General features: G+C 72.2%; 25 protein-coding genes. 14 read left to right on the forward strand and 11 right to left on the reverse strand.

The genetic code is table 11. The features are described from left to right. Window positions 1–362: 362 nt before the first annotated feature. The 9 genes from BU198_RS44360 (at window position 363) to BU198_RS34005 (ending at window position 8,903) form a co-directional block, all read left to right on the forward strand. Entirely contained in the window at window positions 363–440 is a 78-nt protein-coding gene (locus tag BU198_RS44360; RefSeq protein WP_107086570.1) for a putative leader peptide, read from the forward strand. Between the two features lie 198 nt (window positions 441–638). After that, window positions 639–1,256 carry a cysteine dioxygenase gene (locus tag BU198_RS33970; protein WP_188300693.1) on the forward strand — a complete coding sequence of 206 codons (618 nt, stop codon included), beginning with the start codon at window positions 639–641 and terminating at the stop codon, window positions 1,254–1,256. Then, window positions 1,250–1,636: a rhodanese-like domain-containing protein gene (locus tag BU198_RS33975; RefSeq protein WP_188300694.1), complete on the forward strand. Its 387-nt coding sequence runs from the start codon at window positions 1,250–1,252 to the stop codon at window positions 1,634–1,636. Before BU198_RS33970 ends, BU198_RS33975 begins: the two co-directional genes overlap by 7 nt. Window positions 1,637–1,849: 213 nt before the next feature. Next, window positions 1,850–3,055: an ABC transporter ATP-binding protein gene (locus tag BU198_RS33980; protein WP_188300695.1), complete on the forward strand. Its 1,206-nt coding sequence runs from the start codon at window positions 1,850–1,852 to the stop codon at window positions 3,053–3,055. Beyond that, on the forward strand, window positions 3,045–3,713 hold the full coding sequence (locus BU198_RS33985; protein ID WP_188300696.1) for an ABC transporter permease: 669 nt from the start codon (window positions 3,045–3,047) through the stop codon (window positions 3,711–3,713). Before BU198_RS33980 ends, BU198_RS33985 begins: the two co-directional genes overlap by 11 nt. Beyond that, entirely contained in the window at window positions 3,710–4,384 is a 675-nt protein-coding gene (locus BU198_RS33990) for an ABC transporter permease (protein WP_188300697.1), read from the forward strand. The genes BU198_RS33985 and BU198_RS33990 overlap by 4 nt, the downstream gene beginning before the upstream one ends. 44 nt (window positions 4,385–4,428) lie before the next feature. Continuing rightward, window positions 4,429–5,370 carry an ABC transporter substrate-binding protein gene (locus BU198_RS33995; RefSeq protein WP_188300698.1) on the forward strand — a complete coding sequence of 314 codons (942 nt, stop codon included), beginning with the start codon at window positions 4,429–4,431 and terminating at the stop codon, window positions 5,368–5,370. Window positions 5,371–5,643: 273 nt separating this feature from the next. Continuing rightward, entirely contained in the window at window positions 5,644–6,234 is a 591-nt protein-coding gene (locus BU198_RS34000) for a hypothetical protein (protein ID WP_188300699.1), read from the forward strand. 611 nt (window positions 6,235–6,845) lie between these two features. Beyond that, window positions 6,846–8,903 (forward strand): glycosyl hydrolase family 18 protein, encoded by a 2,058-nt coding sequence (locus BU198_RS34005; RefSeq protein WP_188300700.1) that lies wholly within the window; start codon window positions 6,846–6,848, stop codon window positions 8,901–8,903. Between the two features lie 129 nt (window positions 8,904–9,032). On the opposite strand, the gene BU198_RS34010 is transcribed toward BU198_RS34005, so the two are convergent. From BU198_RS34010 to BU198_RS34040, 7 genes are all read right to left on the reverse strand, one after another. Beyond that, the gene (locus BU198_RS34010; protein ID WP_188300701.1) at window positions 9,033–10,346 is read right to left on the reverse strand and encodes a multidrug effflux MFS transporter; all 1,314 of its coding nucleotides are present in this window, start codon (window positions 10,344–10,346) and stop codon (window positions 9,033–9,035) included. A 336-nt stretch (window positions 10,347–10,682) separates the two neighbouring features. Then, complete coding sequence (locus tag BU198_RS34015) at window positions 10,683–11,165, reverse strand: hypothetical protein (protein ID WP_188300702.1); 483 nt, start codon at window positions 11,163–11,165, stop codon at window positions 10,683–10,685. Window positions 11,166–11,631: 466 nt separating this feature from the next. Next, window positions 11,632–12,510: an alkaline phosphatase family protein gene (locus tag BU198_RS34020; protein WP_188300703.1), complete on the reverse strand. Its 879-nt coding sequence runs from the start codon at window positions 12,508–12,510 to the stop codon at window positions 11,632–11,634. A gap of 224 nt (window positions 12,511–12,734) precedes the next feature. Further along, a complete protein-coding gene (locus BU198_RS34025; protein ID WP_188300704.1) occupies window positions 12,735–13,133 on the reverse strand; it encodes an ADP-ribosylation/crystallin J1 in 399 nt (132 codons plus the stop codon). Window positions 13,134–13,207: 74 nt separating this feature from the next. Continuing rightward, window positions 13,208–14,395 (reverse strand): acyl-CoA dehydrogenase family protein, encoded by a 1,188-nt coding sequence (locus BU198_RS34030; RefSeq protein ID WP_188300705.1) that lies wholly within the window; start codon window positions 14,393–14,395, stop codon window positions 13,208–13,210. A 189-nt stretch (window positions 14,396–14,584) separates the two neighbouring features. After that, the gene (locus tag BU198_RS34035) at window positions 14,585–14,893 is read right to left on the reverse strand and encodes an AzlD domain-containing protein (protein ID WP_401085281.1); all 309 of its coding nucleotides are present in this window, start codon (window positions 14,891–14,893) and stop codon (window positions 14,585–14,587) included. Next, the gene (locus tag BU198_RS34040; protein WP_188300707.1) at window positions 14,893–15,660 is read right to left on the reverse strand and encodes an AzlC family ABC transporter permease; all 768 of its coding nucleotides are present in this window, start codon (window positions 15,658–15,660) and stop codon (window positions 14,893–14,895) included. The genes BU198_RS34035 and BU198_RS34040 overlap by 1 nt, the downstream gene beginning before the upstream one ends. 153 nt (window positions 15,661–15,813) lie before the next feature. Here BU198_RS34040 and BU198_RS34045 point away from each other — a divergent pair, with 153 nt between their 5' ends. After that, window positions 15,814–16,458, forward strand: coding sequence for a helix-turn-helix domain-containing protein (locus tag BU198_RS34045; protein ID WP_188300708.1), 645 nt, complete (start codon window positions 15,814–15,816; stop codon window positions 16,456–16,458). Window positions 16,459–16,490: 32 nt separating this feature from the next. On the opposite strand, the gene BU198_RS34050 is transcribed toward BU198_RS34045, so the two are convergent. Further along, the gene (locus BU198_RS34050) at window positions 16,491–18,476 is read right to left on the reverse strand and encodes a cholesterol oxidase substrate-binding domain-containing protein (RefSeq protein ID WP_188300709.1); all 1,986 of its coding nucleotides are present in this window, start codon (window positions 18,474–18,476) and stop codon (window positions 16,491–16,493) included. A 331-nt stretch (window positions 18,477–18,807) separates the two neighbouring features. Here BU198_RS34050 and BU198_RS34055 point away from each other — a divergent pair, with 331 nt between their 5' ends. Beyond that, window positions 18,808–19,581, forward strand: a complete 774-nt coding sequence (locus tag BU198_RS34055) for a carbon-nitrogen hydrolase family protein (RefSeq protein ID WP_188300738.1) — start codon at window positions 18,808–18,810, stop codon at window positions 19,579–19,581. A gap of 175 nt (window positions 19,582–19,756) precedes the next feature. Further along, a complete protein-coding gene (locus BU198_RS34060) occupies window positions 19,757–21,163 on the forward strand; it encodes a class II fumarate hydratase (RefSeq protein ID WP_188300710.1) in 1,407 nt (468 codons plus the stop codon). A gap of 124 nt (window positions 21,164–21,287) precedes the next feature. Here BU198_RS34060 and BU198_RS34065 read toward each other — a convergent pair whose 3' ends face one another. After that, entirely contained in the window at window positions 21,288–21,734 is a 447-nt protein-coding gene (locus BU198_RS34065) for an SPW repeat protein (RefSeq protein ID WP_188300711.1), read from the reverse strand. Window positions 21,735–21,946: 212 nt separating this feature from the next. On the opposite strand from BU198_RS34065, the gene BU198_RS34070 reads away from it, so the two are divergent. After that, entirely contained in the window at window positions 21,947–22,501 is a 555-nt protein-coding gene (locus tag BU198_RS34070; protein WP_188300712.1) for a PadR family transcriptional regulator, read from the forward strand. A 188-nt stretch (window positions 22,502–22,689) separates the two neighbouring features. After that, window positions 22,690–24,405 carry an acyl-CoA dehydrogenase family protein gene (locus BU198_RS34075; RefSeq protein WP_188300713.1) on the forward strand — a complete coding sequence of 572 codons (1,716 nt, stop codon included), beginning with the start codon at window positions 22,690–22,692 and terminating at the stop codon, window positions 24,403–24,405. 139 nt (window positions 24,406–24,544) lie between these two features. Here the strand turns inward: BU198_RS34075 and BU198_RS34080 are convergent, their stop codons facing one another. Continuing rightward, the gene (locus tag BU198_RS34080; protein ID WP_317620442.1) at window positions 24,545–25,237 is read right to left on the reverse strand and encodes a response regulator transcription factor; all 693 of its coding nucleotides are present in this window, start codon (window positions 25,235–25,237) and stop codon (window positions 24,545–24,547) included. A gap of 253 nt (window positions 25,238–25,490) precedes the next feature. Continuing rightward, window positions 25,491–26,153, reverse strand: a complete 663-nt coding sequence (locus tag BU198_RS34085) for a cupin domain-containing protein (protein WP_188300715.1) — start codon at window positions 26,151–26,153, stop codon at window positions 25,491–25,493. Between the last annotated feature and the right edge of the window lie 21 nt (window positions 26,154–26,174).

Genomic DNA, 26,174 nt, shown 5'->3' on the forward strand with positions numbered 1-26,174 from the left:
GGGCCCGCGGTCTGAGGGTTGACGGGGCGGGTCTGCCCTGCGGGTCCACGCGGGAGCCACAGGGTCTACGTGCGTAGAAAGCGATCTGTAGACGGTAGGCCCGGCCTCGGTGGCCTGACAATACGTCGGCGTCAACGCGTCTGGAGCGATCTTGTGGCGCGGACACGCGGGCGTGCCCGGGGGCGATGGGAAGCTGATCTACCCCAGGAGTCGCCTTCTTACTCGTCCGGGTGAATCCGGGCACCCGGGGTGCGCGATCGACGGTGGCGGGGTAGGCCCCGGAGGCGGACAGCACCCGGGGGCGACGGCGGGCCGTCGGCTCGGCTTGACTTCGTCCGGTTCGCTCGGGAAGGATCCGGCGCATGGACTCCGGCGCCACTCTGGTCTGCCGCCTGCACGTCGATCTGCGACGCCAGGCGAGTTCCATCTGTGCCTGTTGACCTTGTTCTCTCCCGCCGGTCCCACCCTGTGACGTCTGCCAGGGCCCGCGCCGCGCACCCGCACCCGCAGTTCTGACTTCCCGCCCCGTTCCGGCGCACCCGTGCGTGCCTGGCCGCTCCGCCGGCCCGCGCCCGCCCGCTGCCGCCGGAGGCCGGGCGCCTCCCCCCGACGTTCCCGCCGCATCCGAGGACGCCCTCATGAGCCCGAGCCCGAGCATCAGCCCCGACACCCGGCCAACCGACAGCACCACCCCGCCCACGGACAGGGGCACGGCCACGGCCACCACGGACACGGCCACGGACCCGACGCCCACCCCGGAGCCACCACCCACGCCGGCCACCGGGCAGGCGCGGACCACCGCACCGCTCACCCCCAGCACCCTGCGGACCATCGTCCGCGAGCTGGCCGAGCGGCCCGAGGAGTGGATCCACCACGTCCGCCTCTCCACCGAGGAGCGCTGGTACCGCCGCCTGGCCGCCGACGAGGACCACGAGGTGTGGCTGATCAGCTGGCTGCCCGGCCAGTCCACCGGCTTCCACGACCACGGCGGCTCGCGCGGCGCGTTCACCGTCGCCCTCGGCGAGTTGGAGGAGCTGTCACTCGGCGGGCCCGACCAGGGCCTGCTGATCCGCCGGGTCCCGGCCGGCACCGCCCGTGCCTTCGGCCCCGAGTACGTGCACGACGTGCGCAACACCGCCGTCGGCCCCGCCGTCACCCTGCACGCCTACTCGCCGCCGCTGAGTTCGATGGCGCACTACGACCTGCGGGCCGGCGGGCTCGTCCGCACCTCCGAGGAAGGACCGGAACAATGGTGACCACGATCGACGACCTGGTGGAGCGGGCCCGGGAGGGCGTCCACCGCCCGCGTGCCCGCGATGCGTACCAGGCCCAGCTGGACGGCGCGCTGCTGGTGGACATCCGTCCGGCGGCGCAGCGGGCGGCCGAGGGGGAGATCCCCGGCTCGCTGATCATCGAGCGCAACGTGCTGGAGTGGCGGCTCGATCCGACGGGCAGTCACCGGATCCCCGAGGCCTCGGGCTACGACGTCGAGGTGATCGTGGTCTGCTCCGAGGGCTACGCCTCCAGCCTCGCCGCCGCCTCGCTGCGCGAACTGGGGCTGCACCGGGCGACCGACCTGGACGGCGGTTTCGTCGGCTGGGAGGCCGCCGGACTACCGACCCGTCAGGGCGGCTGAGCCAGGGGCCGCACCGCGTGCCGGACGGTAAATCAGGGACAGGAGATGATGCAGGTCATAGTCTGATCAGAGTTTCCGCCGGTCCAAAGCTGGGCAGCCACGCGGGCGGAAGTACGCCCGGGCGCTTCAAACCGCCGCCACCGATCGACCCGACCGAACGACCGACCGACCCAGGCGCCGCCTCCCCGGGGCGCCCTGACGAGGAAACTCCACGTGATCAGATTCGACGGCGCCGGAAAGCGCCACCCCGACGGCACCATCGCAGTCGAGGGCCTGGACCTGGAGGTCCCGACCGGTCGGATAACCGTCCTGGTCGGACCGTCCGGCTGCGGGAAGACCACCCTGCTGCGCATGGTCAACCGGATGGTCGAGCCCACCTCGGGCCGGGTCCTGCTGGACGACACGGACGTCGCGAAGCTGGAACCGGCCAAGCTTCGCCGTGGCATCGGGTACGTGATCCAGCAGGCCGGGCTCTTCCCGCACCGCAAGGTGATCGACAACATCGCCACCGTCCCCTACCTGCTCGGCTGGGACCGCAAGAAGGCCCGTGCCCGCGCCGCCGAACTGCTCGAACTGGTCGGGCTCGCGCCGGAGACCGCCAAGCGGTACCCGTTCCAGCTGTCCGGCGGCCAGCAGCAGCGGGTCGGCGTGGCGCGGGCGCTGGCCGCCGACCCGCCGGTGCTGCTGATGGACGAACCGTTCAGCGCCGTCGACCCGGTGGTGCGGGCCGGGCTCCAGGAGGAGCTGCTCCGGCTCCAGTCCGAGCTGCACAAGACGGTGCTGTTCGTCACCCACGACATCGAGGAGGCCGTCCGGCTCGGCGACCAGGTGGTGGTGCTGCGCGAGCACGGCCGGATCGCCCAGCTGGCCGACCCGCACACCCTGCTCACCACCCCCGCCGACGAGGGCGTGGCCGCCTTCCTCGGTCGCGACCGGGGCCTGCGCGGCCTCGCCCTGCGCCCCGCGAGCGCCGTCGAGATCCGCCCCGTGAGCGACGGACTCCGGTACGGGGGCTGGGAGTTGGCCCTGGATGACGGGCGGCGCCCGATCGGCTGGATCGACCGCGACGCCGTCACCGCCGAGCTGCACCCGGCGGCCGGATTCCGCCCGGACACCGACACCCTGCGCAGCGCGCTGGACGCTACCGTCCTCTCCCCCGCCGGGGCCGCGGTCGCGCTGGACGCCGACGGCCGGGCCACCGGCACCGCGAGCCGCGAGGCCGTCCTCGCGGCGCTGCGACCCGAGGCCCCCGATCCGACGGCCGCCGACGCGCCCGTCCGCATCGGCAAGTCCCCGACCGCCGGAAGCCGATCGGACGACCCGGGCCGCGCGGGCGGCACAGGTGGCACTGGCGGCACGGACGACCCGGGCGGCACGGACACGACGGACGGCACGGACGGAGCCGACGGTGGACGATGAACCGATCGTCCGCTGGTACTGGATCGGCGACCACGTCGGCTACCTCGGCCACCTGCTCGCCGACCACGCCGTGATCGCCCTCGTCCCCGTGCTCATCGGTCTGCTGCTGGCCGTCCCGCTCGGCCTGGCCTGCGCCCGCTTCCCGCGGCTCTACCAGCCGCTGTCCGCCGTCTTCAACATCGTCTACGCGCTGCCCTCGCTGGCCGTGTTCGTGGTGCTGATCCCGTACACCGGGCTCGCCACCCAGGCGACCGTGATGATCCCGCTCACCTTCTACGCCCTCGCCGTCCTGCTGCCGACCACCGTGGACGGGCTGCGCGCCGTCCCTGACGCCGTCCGGCAGGCCGCCACCGCGATGGGGTACGGGCCGTGGCACCGGCTGACCTCGGTCGAGCTGCCCGCCGCCGTGCCGTACCTGATCGCCGGACTGCGGGTCGCTGCGGTGTCCAGCATCTCGCTGGCCAGCGTCGGCGCGCTGGTCGGGCGCGGCGGGCTCGGCTACCTGTTCATCGACGGCTTCCAGCGCACCTTCCCGACCCCGATCGTGGCCGGCATCGCGCTGATCGCCGTCCTGGCGCTGGCCGTCGACCTGGTGCTGGTGGCCGCCCGACGGCTGCTCGCGCCCTGGGCCGTCCGGGAGAAGGGAGCGGGCTCGTGAACTGGCTGAACTGGCTGAGCGACTTCTTCACCGCTCCGGACCACCTCAGCGGGCCGGACTCGATCGTGCACCGGGTCTCCGAACACCTGCTGCTCTCCGGCGAGGCCCTGCTGTACGCGACGCTGCTCGCCGTCCCGCTCGGGCTGCTGATCGGCTACACCGGGCGCGGCGTCACCGTGGTGACCGCGCTCGCCGGCGCCGCCCGCGCGCTGCCCACCCTCGGCCTGGTGACGCTGGCGGTGCTGCTCGCCGGGGTCGGCGACACCGCGGTCCTGATCCCGCTGGTCGCCCTGGCCGCGCCGCCGCTGCTGGTGGCCGCCGTCGAGGGGGTGCGCGGCACCGACCCGGACGTCCGGGACGCCGCGCGCGGCATCGGACTGACCCACCCGCAGGTACTGCGGCAGGTCTGCCTGCCCTCGGCCGCGCCGACCCTGCTGGCGGGCTTCCGCACCGCGACCGTGCAGGTGATCGCGACCGCCACGGTGGCCGCCTACGTCGGCCTGGGCGGGCTCGGCCGCTACGTCATCGACGGGCTGGCGACCCGCAAGTACGCCGTGACCGTGGGCGGTGCGCTGCTGGTGGTGCTGCTCGCGGTCGGCGCCCAGCTGTTCTTCGCCCTGCTCGCCCGGTTCGCGCTCCCGCCCGGGGTGCGCGCCCAGCGGCCCCGCTGATCTCCTCCCCTCCTCTCACTCGTCCCGGAAGGACATCTGTCACCATGTCGACAATCAACCGAAGCCGTCGCGCCGTCGTCCTCGGCACCCTCGCCGCGCTCGCCCTCGGCGCCACCGCCTGCGGTTCCTCCGGCGGCGGCGACCCGCTCGGCGGGGGTTCGAGCACCGCGACCTCAACAGGCGGGGCGGGCGGCTCAGGGTCGACGGTGGTGGTCGGCTCGGCGAACTTCCCCGAGAACGTCCTGCTCGGCTCGATCTACTCGCAGGCGCTCAAGGCCAAGGGCATCAAGGTCGAGGAGAAGTTCAACATCGGCAGCCGCGAGGTGCTCTACGGGCAGCTGCAGAGCGGGAACCTGACCGTCCTGCCGGAGTACAACGGCTCGCTGCTCGCCTACCTGGACGCCAACTCCACCGCCGTCACCACCCAGGACGTCAACGCGGCGCTCGCCAAGACGCTGCCCGCCTCGCTGGGCATCCTCGACTCCTCCCCGGCCGAGGACAAGGACTCGCTGAGCGTCACCCAGGAGACCGCCGACAAGGACGGCCTCAAGAGCATCGCCGACCTCGCCGCCAAGGCGGGCGAGTTCACCATCGGAGGGCCGCCGGAGTTCAAGAACCGCCGTGAGCAGCAGCTCAAGGACGTCTACGGGCTGACCTTCAAGGAGTGGAAGCCCACCGCCGACACCACCGCGAACGCGCTCAAGGACGGCAGCATCCAGGTCGGCAACGTGTTCACCACCGACCCGAAGATCGCCCAGTACAAGCTCGTCCCGCTGTCCGACCCGAAGAACATCTTCGGCGCGCAGAACGTCACCCCGCTGGTCAACAAGGCGGGCGTGAACGCGACCGCGACGGCGGCGCTCAACGCGGTGTCGGCCAAGCTCGACACCGCCGGGCTGCTGGCGCTGATGAAGCGCGTGTCGACGGACAAGGAGGATCCGTCGGCGGTGGCCAAGGACTGGCTGAAGTCCAACGGTCTCGGCTGACGACCGGACGGCCGGTCGGCCGACCTGGCGCCCCTGCCGGTCCGGCGGCTTGGACGGCCTGACGGTTTGACGGTTTGCCGGTCCGGCGGTCTGCCCGTCCGGCGGTTTGCCCGTCCGGCGGCCGGCGCGGGTTGCCACCGACCGACCGGGGATCGTGAACGCGGCGGCCCGGAGGAGCTTCCTCCGGGCCGCCGTCCGCCGTTGCGGAGCCCTCCTCTCCGGCCTGTAGAGGGACCTTCCCTTCCATGCCGCGAACATGACAGTGTGGGCGCCATGCGCACTCGTCTCCTCGCCGCCACCCTCACGGCACTCGCCGCGGTGAGCCTCGCTGCCTGCTCCGGTTCCGGGTCGGACTCCGGCAAGGCCACCGCCGCGGCCGGCTCCCCCACCGCCTCCGCCACCACTCCGGCCACTTCCCCCACCGGCGCCACCACCACGCCCGAGGCGCCCGCGCCCGACTCCGCCGCGCCCACGACCGACAGCACGGCCGCCCCCACGGCCGATGGCACCGCCGGTGCGCCCGCACCCGACGCCGGCGCCTCGGGAGCCCCCGCTCCGGCCAAGCCCGCCCCGCCCGCCGACGCCGGGCTGCCCGCCAAGCCGGGCACCGACCTGACGGCCAAGCTGGTCTCCGCGCTGGACGCGATCGATCCGGCGATCGTCGGCGGCAAGCCCGAGCAGGCCGTGGACCGGGCGCGCAACCAGTGCCAGTCGATGTACCAGTTCCCCAAGGACAAGCAGAAGTTGGTCGAGCTGGCCGGCCAGCGCTTCACCTCCGCCGACCACCCGCAGGGGTTCGGACCCGACACCGCCGCGAAGATCAACGACGCACTGCTCGCCACGCTCTGCCCTCCGACGCGCTGAGCCGAACCGCGGGTCCGCGGGCCGGGCAGGGTCCGCGGATTACGCAAGGTCCGCGAGTAACGCGGGGTCCACGCATTCGGAAGAACCGCATTTCCGCCGCTCCACGGGTTTCGCAGAACCGTGGATCCGCGCCACCATGAACCGCCCGGTGTCCTGAGCGCCGGGCCGCCGTGGCCGCGCCCCTTCCCGGGTGCGCGGCCACGGTCTTCTCGTTCCCGGCCCCTTCGGCGACACCTCACCCGCCGCGGTCGCCCTTTCGCCCCCTTCGGCCGCGCGGACCGTATGCTGACGAACTGTTAGGTCTCTTGACAGACCAGTGGTCTAGTCCAAACATAAGCATGTCGATCCGACCGGGATGCACTGTGGGGGTGTGGCCACCGGCGGCTGAGGCACTGCCCTGCCATGTTCCGTTCCACCCCCGCTCCGTACGGCGCGCGCATGCGCACGCCGCCCGCATCCACGCGAGCCGGCGAGCCTTCGCCCGCCCGCACGCTCGTGCTCCCGATATCCGACCCGGTCCAGGCACCACGCCGCCGACCCCACACTGCTGCGCCGCCCGGACCGATCGCACCTCCCCAACGTCCTGCCCCACCAAGTCTGTTGGAGATTTCATGCGCCTTCGCCGAACAGTCCAGGCCGTGTTGACGGCCTGCGCCACGCTGGTCGCCTCGGCCGGCCTGGTCGCCGCCGGGACGAGCTCCGCCCAGGCCGCCACCCCGCTCCCCAACCGGGTCTTCGCCCCCTACTTCGAGGCCTGGACCGGCCAGAGCCCGGCCCAGCTTGCCGCGCAGTCCGGCGCCAAGCACCTGACGATGGCGTTCCTCCAGGCCGCCACCAAGGGCTCCTGCACGCCGTACTGGAACGGCGACTCCTCGATGCCGGTGTCCTCCGCGACCTTCGGCGCCGACATCGCGACCATCCGTGCCAACGGCGGGGACGTGATCCCGTCCTTCGGTGGCTACACCGCCGACAACACCGGCACCGAGCTGGCCGACAGCTGCACCGATGTCAACCAGATCGCGGCCGCCTTCGAGAACGTGATCACCACCTACGACGTCAGCCGGATCGACCTCGACATCGAGGACAACTCGCTGACCAACACGGGTGGGATCGACCGCCGCAACAAGGCGATCAAGCTCGTCCAGGACTGGGCCGCCACCAAGGGCCGGACCATCCAGTTCTCCTACACGCTGCCGACCACCACCTCCGGGCTGGCCGACAGCGGCCTCGCGGTGCTGCGGAACGCGGTCAGCAACAACGCGCGGATCGACGTCGTCAACATGATGACCTTCGACTACTACGACAACGCCACCCACGACATGGCGGCCGACACCCAGACCTCCGCGCAGGGTCTCTACAACCAGCTCGCCAGGCTGTACCCGTCCAAGACCCCCGCCCAGCTGTGGGGTTCGATCGGGATCACCGAGATGATCGGTGTCGACGACTTCGGCCCGGCCGAGACCTTCACCCTGGCCAACGCCACCACCGTGTACAACTGGGCGGTCGCCAAGGGCATCAACACGCTGTCCTTCTGGGCGCTCCAGCGTGACAACGGCGGCTGCCCGGGCACCAAGGGCAACGACAACTGCTCCGGGATCGCCCAGAACACCTGGGACTTCACCCACATCTTCGCGCCGTTCACCAGCGGCTCGACGGTGAGCAACGACTTCTCGATCTCGGCCAGCCCGAACTCCGGTACGGTCACCGCCGGTTCGTCCACGTCGGCGACCATCGCGACGGCCGTGACGGCGGGTTCGGCGCAGAGCGTCAACCTCACGGTCGGCGGCGCCCCTGCGGGCGTCACCGCGACCGTCACCCCGGGCAGTGTCACCGCCGGCAACAGCGCCACGCTGAACATCAGCACCACCTCCGCGACGGCGCCCGGCAGTTACCCGATCACGATCACCGGTTCGGCGGCCTCCGGCAGCCACAGCAGCAGCTTCATCCTGACGGTCAACGGCACTCAGCCGAGCAACGACTTCTCGGTCGCCGTGAACCCGACCTCCGGTACGGTCACGGCCGGTTCGTCCATCTCCGCGGCCGTCACGACGGCCGTCACCGCGGGCTCGGCGCAGAGCCTTAACTTCTCGATCATCACCGTCCCGATCGGCGGCCTCACCGCCACCGTCACCCCCGGCACCGTCACCGCCGGCAACAGCGCCACGCTGAACATCACCGCCGCCGCGAGCACGATGCCGGGCACCTACCCGCTGACCATCAACGCCACCGGCCCGTCCGGCAGCCACTCCGCGACCTACTCGGTGACCGTCACCGGGACCGGCCCGGCGACCACCGTGGTCAACGGTGACCTGGAGAGCGGCAGCCTGGCCCCGTGGACCTGCCAGAGCGGCGGCGGCCTGGCCTCCAGCCCGGCCCACTCCGGCACCCACTCGCTCCAGGCCGCGGCCACCGCGAGCCAGACCGGCGAGTGCGCGCAGACCGTCACCCTGAAGCCCAACACCAGCTACACCCTGAGCGGTTGGGTGCAGGGCAACTACGCGTACGTCGGCGTCAGCGGTGGTGCCACCGCCAGCGTCTGGGCCAACTCCTCCACCTGGACCAAGCTGTCCGTCCCCTTCACCACCGGCGCCAACGGCACCGTCACCGTGTACCTGCACGGCTGGTACGGGCAGGGCAACGTGTTCGGGGATGACTTCTCCATCGCCTGAGTCCGCTTCGGGTAACGACTGACGGATGACAGCTGACAGATTTCAACATCTGTCAGCTGTCATCTGTTTTCTGTCCTCTGGTTTCTGGTTTCTGTCCTCTGGTTTCTGTTCGTCGCTCGCCGCTCTCTGCTACCGCTCCGGCCGGCACAGCGCCAGGTACGCCACCGTCGCCAGCACCCCGCAGACCAGGACCACCAGCGCCAGCAGCACCGCCGACGGCTGCCCGCCGAGGCTGCTCAGCGGAGCGACCACCGCGCCGCACAGGAAGTTGCCCGTCCCGAGCAGCGCCGACGCCGTACCCGCCACCTGCGGCTCGACCATGCCGAGCGCCTGCGCGGCGGTGTTCGGCAGGAGCACCCCCAGGCTGCCCATCATCACGAACAGCGGCGGGCAGAAGCCGGCCAGCCCGAAGTCCCACACCGTGGTCAGCAGCACCAGCGCCACCCCCGCGGCGACCGCCGCCGCGAGGCTGCCGAGCATCAGTGCCCGCTGGGTGAAGCGCGGCGCCAGCACCCGCCCGTTCAGCTGGGTCATCACCACGATCGCGAACGAGTTCAGCCCGAACAGCAGGCTGTAGGTCTGCGGCGAGACCTGGTACACGTGCTGGAGCACCGTCGACGACCCGCTGATGTAGCCGAACAGCGCCCCGAAGGCGAGCGAGCTGGTCAGCGCCAGCCCGAGGAACGGCAGGTTGCGCAGCAACCGCCCCATCGTCCGCAGGGCCGCGCCCACGCCACCGCGGTCCCGGGTCTCCGGCGGCAGCGTCTCGCGCAGCACGCCGAACGCGACCAGGGTGAGCAGCAGCCCGAGCGCCGTGAGCACGCCGAAGGTGCCGCGCCACGAGGTGAACCGCATCAGCTGCGCGCCGACGATCGGAGCGAGGATCGGCGCCAGTCCGGATATCAGGGCGATCGAGGCGAGGAAGCGCAGCAGCGCGACGCCCTGGAAGCGGTCCCGGGAGACGGCGCGCCCGATCACCAGCCCGGCGGACCCGGCCGCGCCCTGGACGAAGCGGGCGGCGATCAGCACCGTGAGGTTCGGCGCGAACACGCACACCGCGCTGGCCAGGGTGTAGAGGACGAGCCCCACGAGCAGCGGCACGCGGCGCCCGAAGCGGTCGCTGAGCGGTCCGAAGAGCAGCTGCCCGGCCGCGACCCCGAACATCGAGAAGGTCAGGGTGAGCTGGACGGCGGCCGGCTGGGCGACCAGGTCGTCGGCGATCGCGGGCAGGCCCGGGAGGTAGAGGTCGGTGGTGAGGGGGCCGAGCGCGGTGAGACCGCCGAGGGCGGCGATCACGGCCCAGCCGGGGCGGGCCTGGCCGGTGGCGGGTGCGGCGACGGATCCGGTGGCGGTTCCGGGGAGGGACGGGGCGGGCAGGACGGACGGGGTGGCGGCGGCTGCGGTCGACGTGTCGTCGGTGGGGCCGACGGTCGGGCCGGGCATGGTTCTCCTTACGGACGGGTGACGTGGGATTCGTTCGCGCTCCGTCCTATCGCAGCCCGGCCCGGTTCCGACAGCGGGGGTGGGCCCTGTTCGGCCACGGAGTGTGCCCGGATCGATCGCCCGCCGGCCGGTCCCTGCTCGCCCACGACGACGGCCCGCCCGCACCTTCCGGTGCCCGGCGGGCCGTAACGGTCCCTGGCCAGAAGCAATCAGGAACAGCCAAGGGTGATCAGAAATCGGTCAGCAGCGACCGGGAGGGCCGATGCCCGAGCGGTGCGCTCAGCGCTTGACGACGTGCTCAGCGCTTGACGACGTGCTCAGCGCTTGACGACGTGCTCAGTGCTTGACGACGTGCTCGGCGCGGAGCGCCGCCTGCACTGCCGCGCCGTCCTGCCACGCGTAGAGCTGGTTGCCGTTCAGCGCGACGCTGTAGTGCCCGCAGGTGCCGCTGGCCTTGGTCGCGACGCCCTCGGGGAACCAGCCCGCCTTGAGCGATTCCGGCACCGGGTGCGCGCCCCTGCCCGGCTGCCCGGCGGTGCAGCCGACGGGCAGCCGCCCCTCCGGAAGGGTGGCGCGCAGCAGGCGGTCGTCGCCGGTGGTGGACATCAGGTACTTGACGCCGGAGGCGTTGTCGGGCAGCCAGGCCGGCATCGTGTGACGGTCGGCCTTGGCCTGGGTGCCGGTGTCATAGGCAGCCTGCTGCTGGTGGCGCTCGTCGTACCAGTCGGACACCCGCGGGCCGATGGCCACGGCCGCCACGGCCACGGCCATGCCGGTGCCGGCTACTCCCAGCGCGACCTTGCTCACGATGCCCTTCATGCCCGGCTGTCCTCTCCCGTGTCGTGACCGATGCGGCCGTTGCCTGTTGTTCCCGCTGCCGAGGGCCGTTCACGTCGTTCGGCTCTGCGCCACCGGCCCGGTCTGCGCGGTCCGCCGCCCGGTGTCACCATCGTGGCCCGGACGGACCCGTCGGATCGTCACCACAAGGTCGCGATCTCGGCTCCGACCCACGGGGTAGGTCCTCCACCTTCAGGCGTATGCCGTTCGACAGAGGCCATGAGAACCGCGGGTTCCGGACCGCCGTGGCCCCGGGCATCTGCCGCTCCGGCACTCAGGGTGGCACCCCCGGGTCGAGCACGACCCGAGTCCCAGTCGAGCCTTGCTCAAGCCCGGCGCCGCCGCAGCCCGGCCTGCTGCACCCGGGGCACGGGCGGCCGGCCCCGGGTTCGGCCACTCTGACTCGGACCGCCCGGCTGGGACCTCCCAGGCCGGGAGCCCCTCGGGCTCAGACCTCCGCCGGTACCGGCCGCGCGACCGGGAACGGGCGGCCGTCGAGGGTCCAGTGCGGGTCGATCGGGCGCAGCAGCGAGGCGTACACCTGGGCGGCGACGTCCGGGTGGCGGATCTCGCCGGTGGGCGGGCCTGCCGGGATGCCGTGCCCGGCACAGGCGACCCAGGCCGTCCGCTCCTCGACCGTACGGCCACCGTGACCGCCGGCGTCCACGTGCCCGTGGTCGGTGACGACGATGACCGTCCACTGTTCCTCGGCGTGGGTCGCCCGGCCGCGGACGGCGTCGAGGAGGCGGCCGAGGCGCTCGTCTGCGGTCCGCATGGACGCGCGGTACTCGTCGCCGCAGCCCAGGAAGTGGGCCGTCTCGTCGACGGCGCCGAGGTAGACGAAGGAGGCCTCGGGGTCGGCGGTTCCGAGGACGTGGACGGCCTCCCGGGTGACCTCCTCGTCCACGGCTTCCCAGGCCTCGGGGGATTCCTCGGCGGGCGCCACGTAGGAGAGCCGGCCGGGGGCGCGGAACAGCGGGCCGCCGGACTCGTTGATCACCAGCGGGTCCCAGCCGGCCGCGACGAAGGTGCGGCGGCGGTCGCCCCGGTTGAGGCGGGTGGCGAAGTCGGGGAACACGTCGAGCCGGTTGCCGCCCAGGTGGTTGCCCCAGACCCCGTGCTTGGCGGGCTCGACCCCGGTCACGATGGTGGCCCAGCACGGCCCTGACATTGTGGGCGTGCCCTCCCCGACGGTGACCGGTACCAGGAACCCGGCCTCGGCGACCTCCTGGAGCCGGGGCATCGGCACCTGCGCCAGGTAGTCGTGGCGGACGCCGTCGATCCCGACGACGAGCACGCGGGGGCGGGGCCACTGGGCAGCGGACATGCTGGGGTTCCTTTCGGTCGTGCGCATCCGGCCGCACCCGCCGAGGGCGCCGCCGACCGCGCCATGCTTCACCGGCCGCCGTACGGATCGGCGTCACTCCGTCGAACCTCAGGTGTCCGCAAGGTGTCGGAAGGGCCCCGTCCGACGGCCCGGTGGCCGCCCGTCCGCCCGTCCGGCGACCGGCGACCGGCGACCGGCGACCGGATGAAGCCACGCCGCTCCGGTCAGGGCTGCGGGCGGAACTCGTGCACGACCTCGATGCGGCCGACGATGTGCCGGTTGAACTCAGCCAGTTCCTCGGCGGGCACCCAGAGTTCGAGGATCGTGCGGCCGCCCGCCTGCTGCACGGGGTAGCGGGCGAGGAAGGCGGTGTCGACCTTGAAGCGGGTGACGTAGCCGACGCCGGAGGCGGGCACGTTCCAGTCGCGGGCGATCCGGATCGCGTAGTCCTCGTTGAGGACGGGGTAGAAGATCGGCTGCTCGGGCAGACGGGGCGGCCAGGCGCGCCGGTCGGCGGCCTCGACCAGGGCCAGTTCCTCGGGGCCGGTGGGACGCCAGAGGGTGGTGGTCGGGGACGTGGCCTGCGCGCTCGAAGGCGTGGCCTGCGGGGTCGGGCCGTTCATGGAAGGGACGGTAGCCGGGCCGCGACGGGCCCGGCCACCGGATATCCCGGCCCCGGGAGGTACGGACGGGCCCGTCAGTGGTAGGCGGACTCGCCGGTGATGGCCTCGCCGAGGACCAGGGTGTGGATCTCGCTGGTGCCCTCGTAGGTGAGCACCGACTCCAGGTTGTTGGCGTGCCGCAGCACCGGGTACTCGGTGGTGATGCCGTTGGCCCCGAGGACGGTCCGGGCGCTGCGGGCGATCTCCAGTGCGGTGCGGACGTTGTTGAGCTTGCCGAAGCTGATGTGTGGCGGGCGGGCCGCGCCCTGCTCCTTCAGCCGGCCGATCCGCAGGGCGACCAGGTAGGCCTTCTCCACCTCCAGCATCATCTCGACCAGCTTCTGCTGGGTCAGCTGGAAGCCCGCGATCGGGCGGTCGAACTGGATCCGGCTCTTCGCGTAGTCCAGGGCGGCGGTGTAGCAGTCGCGGCCGGCGCCGACGGTGCCCCAGAGGATGCCGTAGCGGGCCTCGTTGAGGGAGGAGAGCGGTCCGCGCAGGCCGACCACCCCGGGCAGCACCGCGTCGGCGGGCAACACCACGTCGTCGAAGGCCAGTTCGCTGGTGACCGAGGCGCGCAGCGACAGCTTGCCGGGCACGTCGGTGGCGGTCAGGCCGCGGGTACCGCGCTCCACCAGGAAGCCGCGCACCCCCTCCTCGGTCTGTGCCCAGACCACGGCGACGTCGGCGATGCTGCCGTTGGTGATCCACATCTTGCTGCCGGACAGCACCCAGTCGCCGCCCTCGCCACCCTTGCGCACCGCCCGGGTGCGCATGTTGGCCGGGTCGGAGCCGAAGTCCGGTTCGGTGAGGCCGAAGCAGCCGATCAGCTCGCCGGCGGCCATGCCGGGCAGCCAGCGCCGCTTCTGCTCCTCCGAGCCGAAGGCGTGGATCGACCGCATGGCGAGCGAACCCTGGACGGAGACGAAGCTGCGCAGCCCGGAGTCGGCCGCCTCCAGCTCCATGCAGGCCACCCCGTACGCCACCGCGTCGGCGCCCGCACAGCCGTAGCCGTCGAGGTGCATGCCGAGGACGCCGAGTGCGCCGAGTTCGGGGGCGAGTTCGCGGGCCGGGAAGACCCCGCGTTCGAACCAGTCGCCGATGTGCGGGCGGATGCGCTCCTCGGTGAACCGGCGGACGGTGTCGCGGATCAGCCGTTCCTCGTCGGAGAGGAGGTCTCCGACGGCGAGCAGGTCGGACGGGTCGATCCGGGTCGGCTTCGTCATCGAAGCTCCTTGTACTCTCGGCGGGATACCGGCGAGTATCGCGCACCCGGCCGGGCGGTGGACGGGCTCGAACGAGTGAGGATGGCGACACGTCCGACGGCGCGTCACGTAGGCGCCGCGGCGACGGCGAACAGATGACAGCCGACGGATGACAGATGACAGATGACAGATTTCAAACTCTGTCAGCTGTCACCCCACCCCACAGAGCCGCAGCACCGCTGTCGTCGCCGCGCCGGCGACGACCACCACCGGGAACGGCGCCCGGCGCAGGGCGAGCACTCCGGCAACCAGCACGCCCGCCGGACGGGCCCACCCCGCGAAGCCGTGCCCCTGGGTGAGCGCACCGGTCACGACCAGGGCCACCAGCAGGACCGCGGCCGCGACGGCCAGCAGGTGCCGCAGCCGCTCCGAGAGAGCGAGCCGGCCGCCGAGCAGCGGCCCCGCGAGCCGGAAGGCGTACGTTCCGGCCGCGAACAGCAGGATCGCGTACAACGGCATCATCGGACCGCCTCCTTCTCCTGGCACTCCAGGCTTCGTTCGTCCGCCGTCTTCCGTTCGCCCGCGGCCTCCCGCGCCTTCTTCCCCGCGGCCTCCCCCGCCGCGGGCCGCCCCACGAACAGCAGCCCGACGAGGGCGAGCAGCACCGGCACTCCGACCGGGACGAACGGCGTGGCCGCGACCGCGACCACCGCGCCCGCCACCGCCGCCGTACGGGTCCCACGGTCCGCGAGTGAGGGCAGCACGAGCGCGAGCAGCACCGTGGGGAAGGCCGCGTCCAGGCCCAGCGCGTCCGTGTCGCCGATCAGCCCGCCCGCGACCGCGCCGAGCAGCACCGAGAGGTTCCAGATCAGGAACAGCGCGATCCCGCAGAGCCAGTAGGCGGCCCGACGCCGGGCCGGTTCGTTCTGCTGCAGGGTGAAGGCCGCGGTTTCGTCGGTGAGCAGGTGCGCACCCAGAAGCCGGCGCCACCACGGACCGCCGAGCACGTCGGCCACGGCGAAGCCGAAGGGCAGCAGTCGGGCGTTGAGCACCAGTCCGGTGGCGACCGCGGCGAGGGCGCCGCCGCCGGACAGCACCACGCCGACCGCCGCGAACTGGGAGCCGCCGGCGAAAACCAGGACGGAGAGCGCGATCGGTACCCAGAGCGGCAGACCGCCGGAGACGCCGATCGCACCGAAGGAGGCGCCGACGAGGGCGTCGGCAAGGCAGACCAGAGCGATGTCACGGATGGTGGCATGTTCCAGTGTTCGGAGAAGCGAACGCATGTTCATTAGAGTGAACCGACCCGGCGCGTTCGTCAAGGCGAACATGTGGACCGATCAAGCGAACGGCATCGACGGGTCGACCATGACAGCATGAACGGCAGCAACTGCGATGGAAGCCATGGAAGGGGCCAGGAGAAAGCGTGAGTGGCGAGCATGAGTGACCAGACCACCCCGGCAACGAGCCCCAACGGCAGCGGTCGCAGCAGCGACAGCGGCACCGGGACTGGCACCGGCACCGGCACCGGCACCGGCACCGAGCTGATCGGCCTGATCGCCACCTCGATCCGGCGTGAGCGCGAGCGCAGCGGGCTGTCCATGGCCGAACTGGCGCGGCGTGCGGGCATCGCCAAGTCCACGCTCTCCCAACTGGAGTCGGGCGCGGGCAACCCCAGCGTGGAGACGCTCTGGGCGCTCGGGGTCGCACTGAACGTGCCGTTCAGCCGGCTGGTCGACCCGCCACGCCCGGTGGTCAGGGTGGTCCGGGCCGGCGAGGGTCCGGTGACCCACTCCGAGCACGCCGAATACGCCGCCACCGCGCTCTCCTCCTGCCCGCCGAACGCCCGGCGCGACATCTACCGGATCGAGGCGCAGCCGGGCGAGGCCAGGGCCTCCGATCCACACATGCCCGGCACCATCGAGCACGTGTTGATCGGTGCCGGGCGGGCACTGGTCGGGCCGACCGAGGCACCGGTCGAGCTGGGCCCGGGTGACTATGTGAGCTACCCGGGCGACGCCCCGCACGTGTTCCGCGCCCTGGCTCCGGACACCCTCGCGGTGATCGTGATGGAGCACATCTGACACATCTGACGCTTCGTCAGATCAGGTGCAGGCTACTTCAACAGTCCGTCCAGGAAGGGGTTTCCGAACACCCGGTGCGGGTCGTGGCGGTCCAGGACGGCGACCGCCTCATCCCATCCGGGCCCACCGCCGGCCCGCAGGCTGTCGGGAATGGCCCGGTCGAGCAGGTCCTGATCGGACCAGGCGGCGTCGGCGGTGTAGGCCCACCCCTTGGACCACTCGACCCGCAGCCCCGCCCGGGTGCCGTCGAAGGTGCGCAGCAGCCACTGCTCCAGCTCCCGGGCGAAGCGCTCCAGTCCGGGGGTACCGGGGAAGGCGAGGACGTCCAGCCAGACCGCCGTGTCCCACTCGGGGCGGTCCGCGCGCGGGCGCAGCGCCGAGAGCAGCGGGGGCCGGGCGCCGGGAACGCCGGAGGAGGCGGGGTCGTCCAGGCCGGTGGCCCGGATCTCCACCGCGCCGTTCACCGGGAACTCGCCCCTGGCCTGGTAGGCGGCGAGCAACTCCCGGTAGTAGGCGGCGAATTCGCTCACCACCCACTGGAGATCGGCGCGCTTGGTGAGGATCGCGTAGCCGTTGGCGGTGACCCGCAGGGTGGTCGGGCGGACGTACTGGAGCAGGGCGCGCGAGGGGCCCCAGAGATCGGAGCGCAGTCCGCCCGCCAGCAGGTGGGTGAGCACCTCACCGCTGAGCAGTCGGCGGAGCAGCCCGCCGGAGAGCAGCACCTCCGTGATGTCCCCGGTGAGGCTCACCTTCGCGACCAGGTACTGGAGTTGGCCGAACAGTGGAGCCGACGCCCAGGCCCCGGTGACGATCTCGCCGGCGAGCCGGGCGACCGGTTCCGGAATGCTGTCCGAGAAGGGGTAGTTGTACGGGTGGTCGACGGCGAGGGAGGCGAACGGCTTGCTCGGGGAGACACTCCAGGTCTTGAGCCAGGGGTAGTCGGTGTAGGCGAACCAGATCGCCTCGGCCCGGCCGTCGCGTTCCACGAAGTCGGCGAAGGTACGCGGGCCGCTTCCGCCGCCGAGGACACCGCCCAGTACTCCTCCGAGCACGCCGCCGAGCCCGCCGTCCGTACCGGTTCCCGCACCGGCGCCGGCACCCGTGCCGCTGCCCGTACCGCTGCCGGAGCCGCTGCCCGGGCGGGCGAAGAGATCGCTCGCCGGGATGTCGAGCCGGCTGACGCAGCGCAGCGGCCGGTCGGCGCCGGCCCTCAGCACCACCTCGGTGAGGAAGGCGCGGCCCAGGTGCACCAGGAAGGCGGCGCTGTCGGCCTCGGAGCGGTCGAAGCCGCGCAGCGTGTAGCGGCCGGTGGCCGGGTCGAGGACGACGGCGGTGAGCCGGACGACCTGGTTGCTGACCGACCCGTAGCCGTGCCCCTCCGGCCGCACCTCACCGGCGGCCGGCACGGCGGTGCCGTGGCCTCCGATGGCGAGCACCCCGCCCACGGTGATCTCGCCGGGGGCCGGGCAGGCGGTCAGGCCGAGGCCGCGGCCCGCCAGGTGTGCGAGCAGCGCCTCCATGGTGGCGCCGGTCTGCACCCGGACGGTGCCGGGCGAGTCGGCGCTGATGGCCGTGAGGTGGCGACTGGTGTCCAGCAGCAGGACCCGGGCGCTCTCCCTGGTACCGGCCGCGACGGTGAGCGGCGCCCAGGTATGCCGGTAGCCGGAGGCGCGCAGCCGCCAGCCGTTGGCGTGCGCCCAGTCGGCGAGGGCCGGGACCTCCTCGGGGGTGCGGGGCGCGCAGGTCCACAGCTGGTCGGTGCGGATCTCGCCGGACCAGTTCTGGAAGACCCGCTGGTACAGCTCGGTGCCGGCGGGCAACGCGGGCGGTACGGGCGTGGCGGCCTCGGCGCTGTCGGGGCCGATGGTGCCGCGCAACAGCCAGGCCGCACCGCCGAGCGCCGCCGACGCGCCCAGCAGCTGCCGCCGGGTGAGGCCTCCGGGAGTGTTCGTGACGGCCTCGGTGTCGGTGGCGTCGGTGGACGCGGCCGCGTCAGCGGAGGCATCCGTCGGAATCATCCCCTCTGATATCGCCCCGTCGCCCGCTCCGCTCGTCGGCCCGTGTCCTGTGGTCATCGTCCGTCCGCCCCTCGCGCTGGTCCCCCCGGGCCGAACTGCGGCAATCCGGGTCCGGCCGGAGTCGGCCCGGCCCGATCCGGAGCGTATGAAGGGGTGGACGGCAGTTTGAAGCGCCTTCCGTCGATCTCACTCCTTCGAGTGAGATCAGCCCGATTGGGACCCTGGGCCCCAATCGCCTCCTCCGCCCCTCGCACGCCTTCGTTGCCCGTGCCACCGACGGGCGCATAGATTGATCATGACCAGCTCACCCCGCCCCGCCGGAGGCTCCGCCATGCCCTCGTCCGCGACCTCTGCCACAACCTCTGCCACTGCCTCTCCCACGCCCGCGCCGCTGACCGTCGCGGTAGCCCAGCCCGTCTGCGCCGCCGCAGGCCGTCCGGACACCGTCTCCGAGAACGTGGCCCTGCATGCCGAGGCGGTACGGGCGGCGGGCACGCGGCTGGTGGTGTTCCCCGAGCTGTCGCTGACCGGCTACGACCTGGCCGCACCGGCCGTCGGCCCGGCGGACGCCCGCCTCGCTCCGCTGGTGGCGGCCTGCGCCACGACCGGCGCCGTCGCCCTGGTCGGGGCGCCGGTCGCCGAGGCCGACGGGCGCGAGTCCATCGCCACCCTGGTGGTGACCGGGGAGGGCGCCGTCGTGGCCTACCGGAAGATGCGGCTCCACGGCGCCGAGATGGAACGTTTCACCCCCGGAGAGAAGCCCGTCACCCTGGAGCTGGACGGCCTGCGGCTCGGCCTCGCGATCTGCGCGGACGCCGCCGACCCGGCGCACGCCGAGGAGACCGTCGCGCTCGGCGTCGACGCCTACGTCGCCTCCACCCTCTACGGGCCCGGTGCCGCCCAGGCCGAGCGCCGGGACGGACACTTCCGCGACCGGGCCGCCGCCCACGGCGTGTGGTGCGTGCTCGCGACCTGTGCCGGGGCCACCGGCGAGTACCCCGACAGCTCGGGCGGCTCCGGCGTCTGGGCCCCGGGCGGCGAACTCCTCGCCCAGGCCGGTACCGCCCCGGGCGAACTGCTCCGCGTGGAGTTGCCCCGGCGGTAGGCGGCGGGCGGCGGCTGGCGGCGGTAGGCGGCGGTAGGCGGCGACCGTGGCACCCGGGTCGGATCACGGGGTCATCGGATCATCCCGACCGGAAATACCCGGGCCCCGCTCGCGGCTGTGGTGATCGGAGATCCGTTCCGGGCCCGTCGGGCCCGTACAGGAGGTGCAGCGCACGATGGGTGACGAGCAGGAGAAGCCGCAGGAGTACCGGATCGAGCACGACTCGATGGGCGAGGTCCGGGTGCCGGTCGACGCGAAGTGGCAGGCGCAGACGCAGCGGGCGGTGGAGAACTTCCCGGTGTCCGGTCAGCGGCTGGAGCGCGCGCACATCGCCGCGCTGGCCCGGATCAAGGCCGCCGCGGCCCGGGTGAACGCCCGGCTCGGGGTGCTGGACGAGGAGACGGCGGAGGCGATCGCGGCGGCTGCCGAGGAGGTCGCGGAGGGGCGCTGGGACGACCAGTTCCCGGTGGACGTGTTCCAGACCGGCTCGGGCACCTCGTCCAACATGAACACCAACGAGGTGATCGCCACCCTGGCCGGGGAGCGGCTGGGCCGGGCGGTCCACCCGAACGACCACGTCAACGCCAGCCAGTCCTCCAACGACGTCTTCCCCTCCTCGATCCACATCGCCGCCACCGCCGCCATCACCCACGACCTCGTCCCGGCGCTGGAGCACCTCGCGGAGGCACTGGAGCGCAAGGCCACCGAGTTCGCCCGGGTGGTCAAGTCGGGCCGCACGCACCTGATGGACGCCACGCCCGTCACGCTCGGCCAGGAGTTCGGCGGCTACGCGGCACAGGTGCGACACGGACGGGAGCGGCTGCTGGCCACCCTCCCCCGGGTGGCCGAACTCCCGCTCGGCGGGACGGCGGTGGGCACCGGCATCAACACCCCGCCCGGCTTCCCCGCGGCCGTCATCGCCGAGGTCGCCCGCGCCACCGACCTGCCGCTGACCGAGGCCAGGAACCACTTCGAGGCACAGGGCGCGCGGGACGCCCTGGTCGAGCTGAGCGGTCAACTGCGCACGGTGGCGGTCGGGTTCACCAAGATCGCGAACGACCTGCGGTGGATGGGCTCCGGCCCGCGCACCGGGCTCGGCGAGATCAACCTGCCGGACCTCCAGCCCGGTTCGTCGATCATGCCGGGCAAGGTGAACCCGGTACTGCCCGAGGTGGTGCTGATGGTCGCCGCCCAGGTGGTGGGCAACGACGCGACGGTCACGCTGGCGGGCGCGAGCGGCAACTTCGAGCTGAACGTGATGCTCCCGGTGATCGCCCGCAACGTCCTGGAGTCGGTGCGGCTGCTCGCCAACAGCGCCCGACTGCTGGCCGACCGGACGGTGGACGGCGTCACCGCCAACGTCGAAAGGGCCAGGGAGTACGCGGAGTCCTCGCCCTCGGTGGTGACTCCGCTGAACCGCTACATCGGGTACGAGGAGGCCGCGAAGGTCGCCAAGCAGGCCCTGGCCGAACGCAAGACCATCCGCCAGGTGGTGGTGGAGCGCGGCTACGTCGAGCAGGGCAGGCTCACCGAGGAGCAGCTGGACGAGGCCCTGGACGTGCTGCGGATGACGCACCCGTAGCCGGCCTCGCGGGCGGGCGGCTGTGGGCATCGGCGCGGGCCGACGGTCACGGGCCGACGGTCGCGGGCCGGGGCGCGGCGGGCGGTTGTGCCCTCCGCGCCCCGGTCACGGGCTGCGGGGAAGATCAGCCCTTGGCACGGCCTGCCCGGCCGCGCCGCATTGACGCTCCGTTCGACGTCATGGTCGCCATCGAGATCGCCGCGAGGCCGAGCAGGAACATCACGGCGCCCACGATGATGCAGGTCACGATGTTCTTGCCGTGCGCGACGGACCCGGAGACGACCCAGGGGGAGATGATCGTCCAGACACCGAGCGCGGCGGCCGCCCAGGCCCTCGCGTGGGTGCGTTCGTAGGCCGATCCGTAGCCGGCCATCAGGGCCGTGTAGGCCAGACCCACGATCAGGCAGGTCACGGTCAGGGTGCTGTACGCGGTGAAGCCGACGATCCATGGCGATGCCGCCAGGAAGAGGCCGGCCAGGACGGCCATGGCCTCGACGGCCTGGGCACGAGGGGTCGAGGTGACCCGCTCGTAGCGTTCGCGGAGTTCGACGATGTCCGGATGGTGCTCCATGCCCGTCGTCGGGATATGGGTTGCCACCGATACCACCTCCTGTGGTCGGGACCGGTAAGGCGCTTGCCCCGTACCCATTCTGGCTCTTATCTAACGTTTTGCACCCGTTGGACGGAAATGCCAGATAACCATCCGATCACGGCGGTGACCTGCGTCTCAACCGTCCGGGTCGGCATTGCCTATGCAACTGGTTGCATAGCAGGATGCGAGCCATGGCACTGGAGCACGCGATCCTCGTCTCGCTGCTGGAGCAGCCCGGCTCCGGCTACGAGCTGGCCAGGCGCTTCGACCGCTCGATCGGACGCTTCTGGACCGCCACCCACCAGCAGATCTACCGGGTGCTGCGGCGGATGGAGTCGGACGGCTGGGTGGCCGCGCAAGAGGTCTCCCAGGACGGGCGACCGGACAAGAAGGTCTACTCGGCGGCCGGGGCCGGCCGGGCCGCGCTGGCCGCCTGGCTGCGCGAACCGGTCGAGCCGGAGACCGTCCGGCACGAGCTCGCGGTCAAGATCCGGGCCGCCGCCTTCGACGACCCGGCCGCGCTGATCTCCGAGGTCGAGCGGCACCGCGAGGGCCACGCCACCCTGCTCGCCCGCTACCTGCACGGCGAACAACGGGACTTTCCCGACCCCGCCGCACTCGACGCCCGACAGGAGCTCCAGCACGTGGTGCTGCGCGGCGGCATCGAGTACGAGCGGATGACCCTCGCCTGGCTCGACGACGTACTCGCCACCCTGCGCCGCCTCGCCGGCAGCCGACCGTCCTGACGGCCTGCCGCCGACCGCCCTGAGCGGCCGACCGCCGACCGCCGACCGCCAGCCACCGGCAAGCGCCATGCGGCAGCCGACAGCCGACGAATGACAGATCACGGATGACAGATAACAGAATCTGAAAGCTGTCATCTGAACTCTGTCACCCCGCCCTCCCCGACACCCTCGACCCCGGGAGCCCCTCGATGCTCTTCAACCCGCGCAGCTACGACCCCGCCCAGTTCGACGAGCCGACCCGCCGGCTGCTGCGCGCGACGGTGGACTGGTTCGAGTCCCGCGGCAAGAAGGCGCTGATCGACACCTACGTCGACCGCAGCTGGTACGCCGACTTCCTGGCCTTCGCCGCCGAGGAGGGCCTGTTCGCGGAGTTCCTGACCCCCGCCACGGCCGACCCCGACAAGCGCTGGGACACCGCGCGGATCGCCGAGCTGAACGAGATCCTCGGCTTCTACGGCCTCGGCTACTGGTACACCTGGCAGGTCACCATCCTGGGCCTCGGCCCGGTCTGGCAGAGCGAGAACGAGGCCGTCCGCGCCCGCGCCGCCAAGCTGCTGGCCGAGGGCCACGTGATGGCCTTCGGCCTCTCCGAGCGCACCCACGGCGCGGACATCTACTCCACCGACATGATCCTCACCCCGGACGGCGAGGGCGGCTTCACCGCGACCGGCTCCAAGTACTACATCGGCAACGGCAACGTGGCCGGCCTGGTCTCGGTGTTCGGCCGCCGTTCGGACGTCGAGGGCCCGGAGGGCTACGTCTTCTTCGCCGCCGACAGCCGCCACGAGGCGTACCACCTGGTCAAGAACGTGGTGAACGCCCAGATGTACGTCAGCGAGTTCCGTCTGGAGGACTACCCGGTGCGCGCCGAGGACGTGCTGCACACCGGCCAGGCCGCCTTCGACGCCGCGCTCAACACCGTCAACGTCGGCAAGTTCAACCTCTGCACCGCCTCGATCGGCATCTGCGAGCACGCGATGTACGAGGCCGTCACGCACGCCGACAACCGGGTGCTGTACGGCAGGAAGGTCACCGACTTCCCGCACGTCAAGCGGGAGTTGACCGACGCGTACGTCCGTCTGGTGGCGATGAAGCTGTTCAGCGGCCGGGCCGTGGACTACTTCCGCACCGCCTCACCCGAGGACCGCCGGTACCTGCTGTTCAACCCGATGACCAAGATGAAGGTCACCACCGAGGGCGAGAAGGTCATCGACCTGATGTGGGACGTCATCGCGGCCAAGGGCTTCGAGGCGGACACCTACTTCGACAAGGCCGCGAAGGACATCCGCGGCCTCCCGAAGCTGGAGGGCACCGTCCACGTCAACCTGGCGCTGATCCTCAAGTTCATGGGCAACTACCTGTTCGCCCCGGCCGATTACGCCCCGGTACCGACCCGTCTGGACGCCACCGACGACGCCTTCCTGTTCCGCCAGGGGCCGGCCCGCGGCCTCGGCGCGATCCGCTTCCACGACTGGCGCGCCGCCTACGACCGCCACGCCCAGCTGCCCAATGTCGCCCGCTTCCGCGAACAGGCCGACGGGTTCTGCGAGTTGCTGCTCAAGAACGCGCCGAGCAGGGAGCAGCAGGCGGACCTGGACTTCCTGCTGGAGATCGGCCAGCTGTTCGCCCTGATCGTCTACGGCCAGCTGGTGCTGGAGCAGGCCGAGCTGACCGGCCTGACCGCCTCCGAGCACGGCGGGGACCTGTTGGACCGGATCTTCGACGCACTGGTCCGCGACTTCTCCGCGCACGCCACCGAGCTGCACGGCAAGGCCTCCGCCACCGAGGAGCAGGCCGGCTGGGCGCTGGCGAACGTGCGCCGCCCGGTCGCCGACCCGGCCCGGGACGCCCGGGTGTGGACGCGGGTCGAGGCGCTTTCCGGCGCGTACGAGATGCAGCCGTAGCAGCGGCGTTCAAAGACCGCCTCCGGAGAGGACCTCCGGAGGCGACGGACGAAAACGGGTTTCGGACAGGACGTACGGAGAAGACGTCCCGAAGCACCGAGACCCCGGGGGTGCCGGTCGGCGGGCCGGCACCCCCGGTTCACCTCTCCTGGCGGGTCCCGCCGTCGCCGAGGCCCATGTCGCGGGCCCGGGCGACGGCCTCGGCGCGCGTGGCGACGTGCAGTTTCTCGAAGATGTGGGTGATGTGGTTGCGGACGGTCTTCTCCGCGACCACCAGCTCGCGGGCGATCCGCCGGTTGTCCAGCCCGCGCGCGACCAGGTCCAGCACCTCGGCCTCGCGGGCGGTGAGTTCGGGGAAGAGCTGCCCCGCCTCGCGCATCCTCGCCCCGGCCAGCAGGGCGGTGATCCGGCCGGCCACCTCGCCGCCGAACACCGCGCCGCCCGCGGCGACCGTCCGCACCGCGTGCAGCACCTCCTCGCGCCCGGCGCCCTTCACCAGGTAACCGCGCGCGCCCGCCTGGAGGGCAGCGAGCAGGTTCCCGTCGTCGTCCGACATGGTCAGCATCAGCACCGGCGGCGGTGCCTCGCGGGTGGCGAGCTGCCGGACGGCCTCCAGCCCGGAGCCGTCGGGCAGCGAGAGATCCATGATCACCACGGTCGGACGATGCCGGGCCACCGCCTCCGGGACGTCGGCGACCCGCTCGGCCTCGGCGACCACGAGGACGCCCTCGGCACTCTCCAGTGCCGCTCTGAGGCCCTCCCGGAACAGGGGGTGGTCATCGACGATCAGCACCCGGACGGACGGGGCGTCACCCGGTTCCGAGGGTGCCACCGGCTGTTCTTCATCCACCCGGCCGACACTATCAGCGGCCATCGCGTGACTTTCCGTGACGAGCCCGGGAGGCCGCCCGCGTGTCGGGGCCGTCCCGGCGGCGGGCGACGACCGGCGGGCGACGACCGGCGGGCGACGACCGGCAGATGACAGCCGACAGATAACAGCAGACAGCTGACAGATTTTGAAATCTGTCAGCTGTCTGTTGCCACCACCGCGGCCGACCGGAGCGAGCCGAGGGGTCACCCCGGCCTCACCCCTGCGGACCGGCCTGCCCCGAGCACGTGGGCCTGTCGCCCCACTCCGGTCCCGGAACGGCGCCGGGTGCGCCGACCCGGCCCAGCACGACGGTGACCGGTCCGCGCCGGCCGACCCGGAGGCCGTACTGCTCCCCCGCCCTGACGTAGACCAGGTCACCGGGGAGCAGTGACTCTTCGCCGAGGTCACCGAGGAAGACGGCGGCCCCGGCGAGGACCAGCAGGAAGGCATCGGCCGCCCGGTCCCGGTACGGTCCGCAGGTGCCGCCCGGGTCGATCCGCGCCGTGCCCACGTCCACCTGCCGCCAGCTCCGGGCGGACCGGGAGTCCGACCGCTGAGCGGGGATGTCGGCCCTGGGCGTGGGGCGGACCGTGAGCACGGTGGTCGGCGCGCCGCGGACGGCGGAGATCCGGCAGGAGGTGCCGGGCCGGTGGTGCAACGCCTCGCCCGGGCAGAGGATCCGGCCGGCCGCGAACAGCCGTCCGGAGAGCACCACGGTCACCGACTCGACCGATTCGTAGGGAAGTTGCTCGATCCGGACGCCCGGCGGCAGCGCCTCGACGGTCAGTCCGGCGCGGACGGCCGGCCGCTGCTTCGGGTCGATCAGCCGCTGGAAGGCGGGCGCGGTGCGGGGCACGGCAGCGGGGACGAGTATCACGAGAGGCCTCCTCCGGGCGAG

The organism is Streptomyces sp. CBMA156 (assembly GCF_014596515.1).
Classification (GTDB): domain Bacteria; phylum Actinomycetota; class Actinomycetes; order Streptomycetales; family Streptomycetaceae; genus Kitasatospora.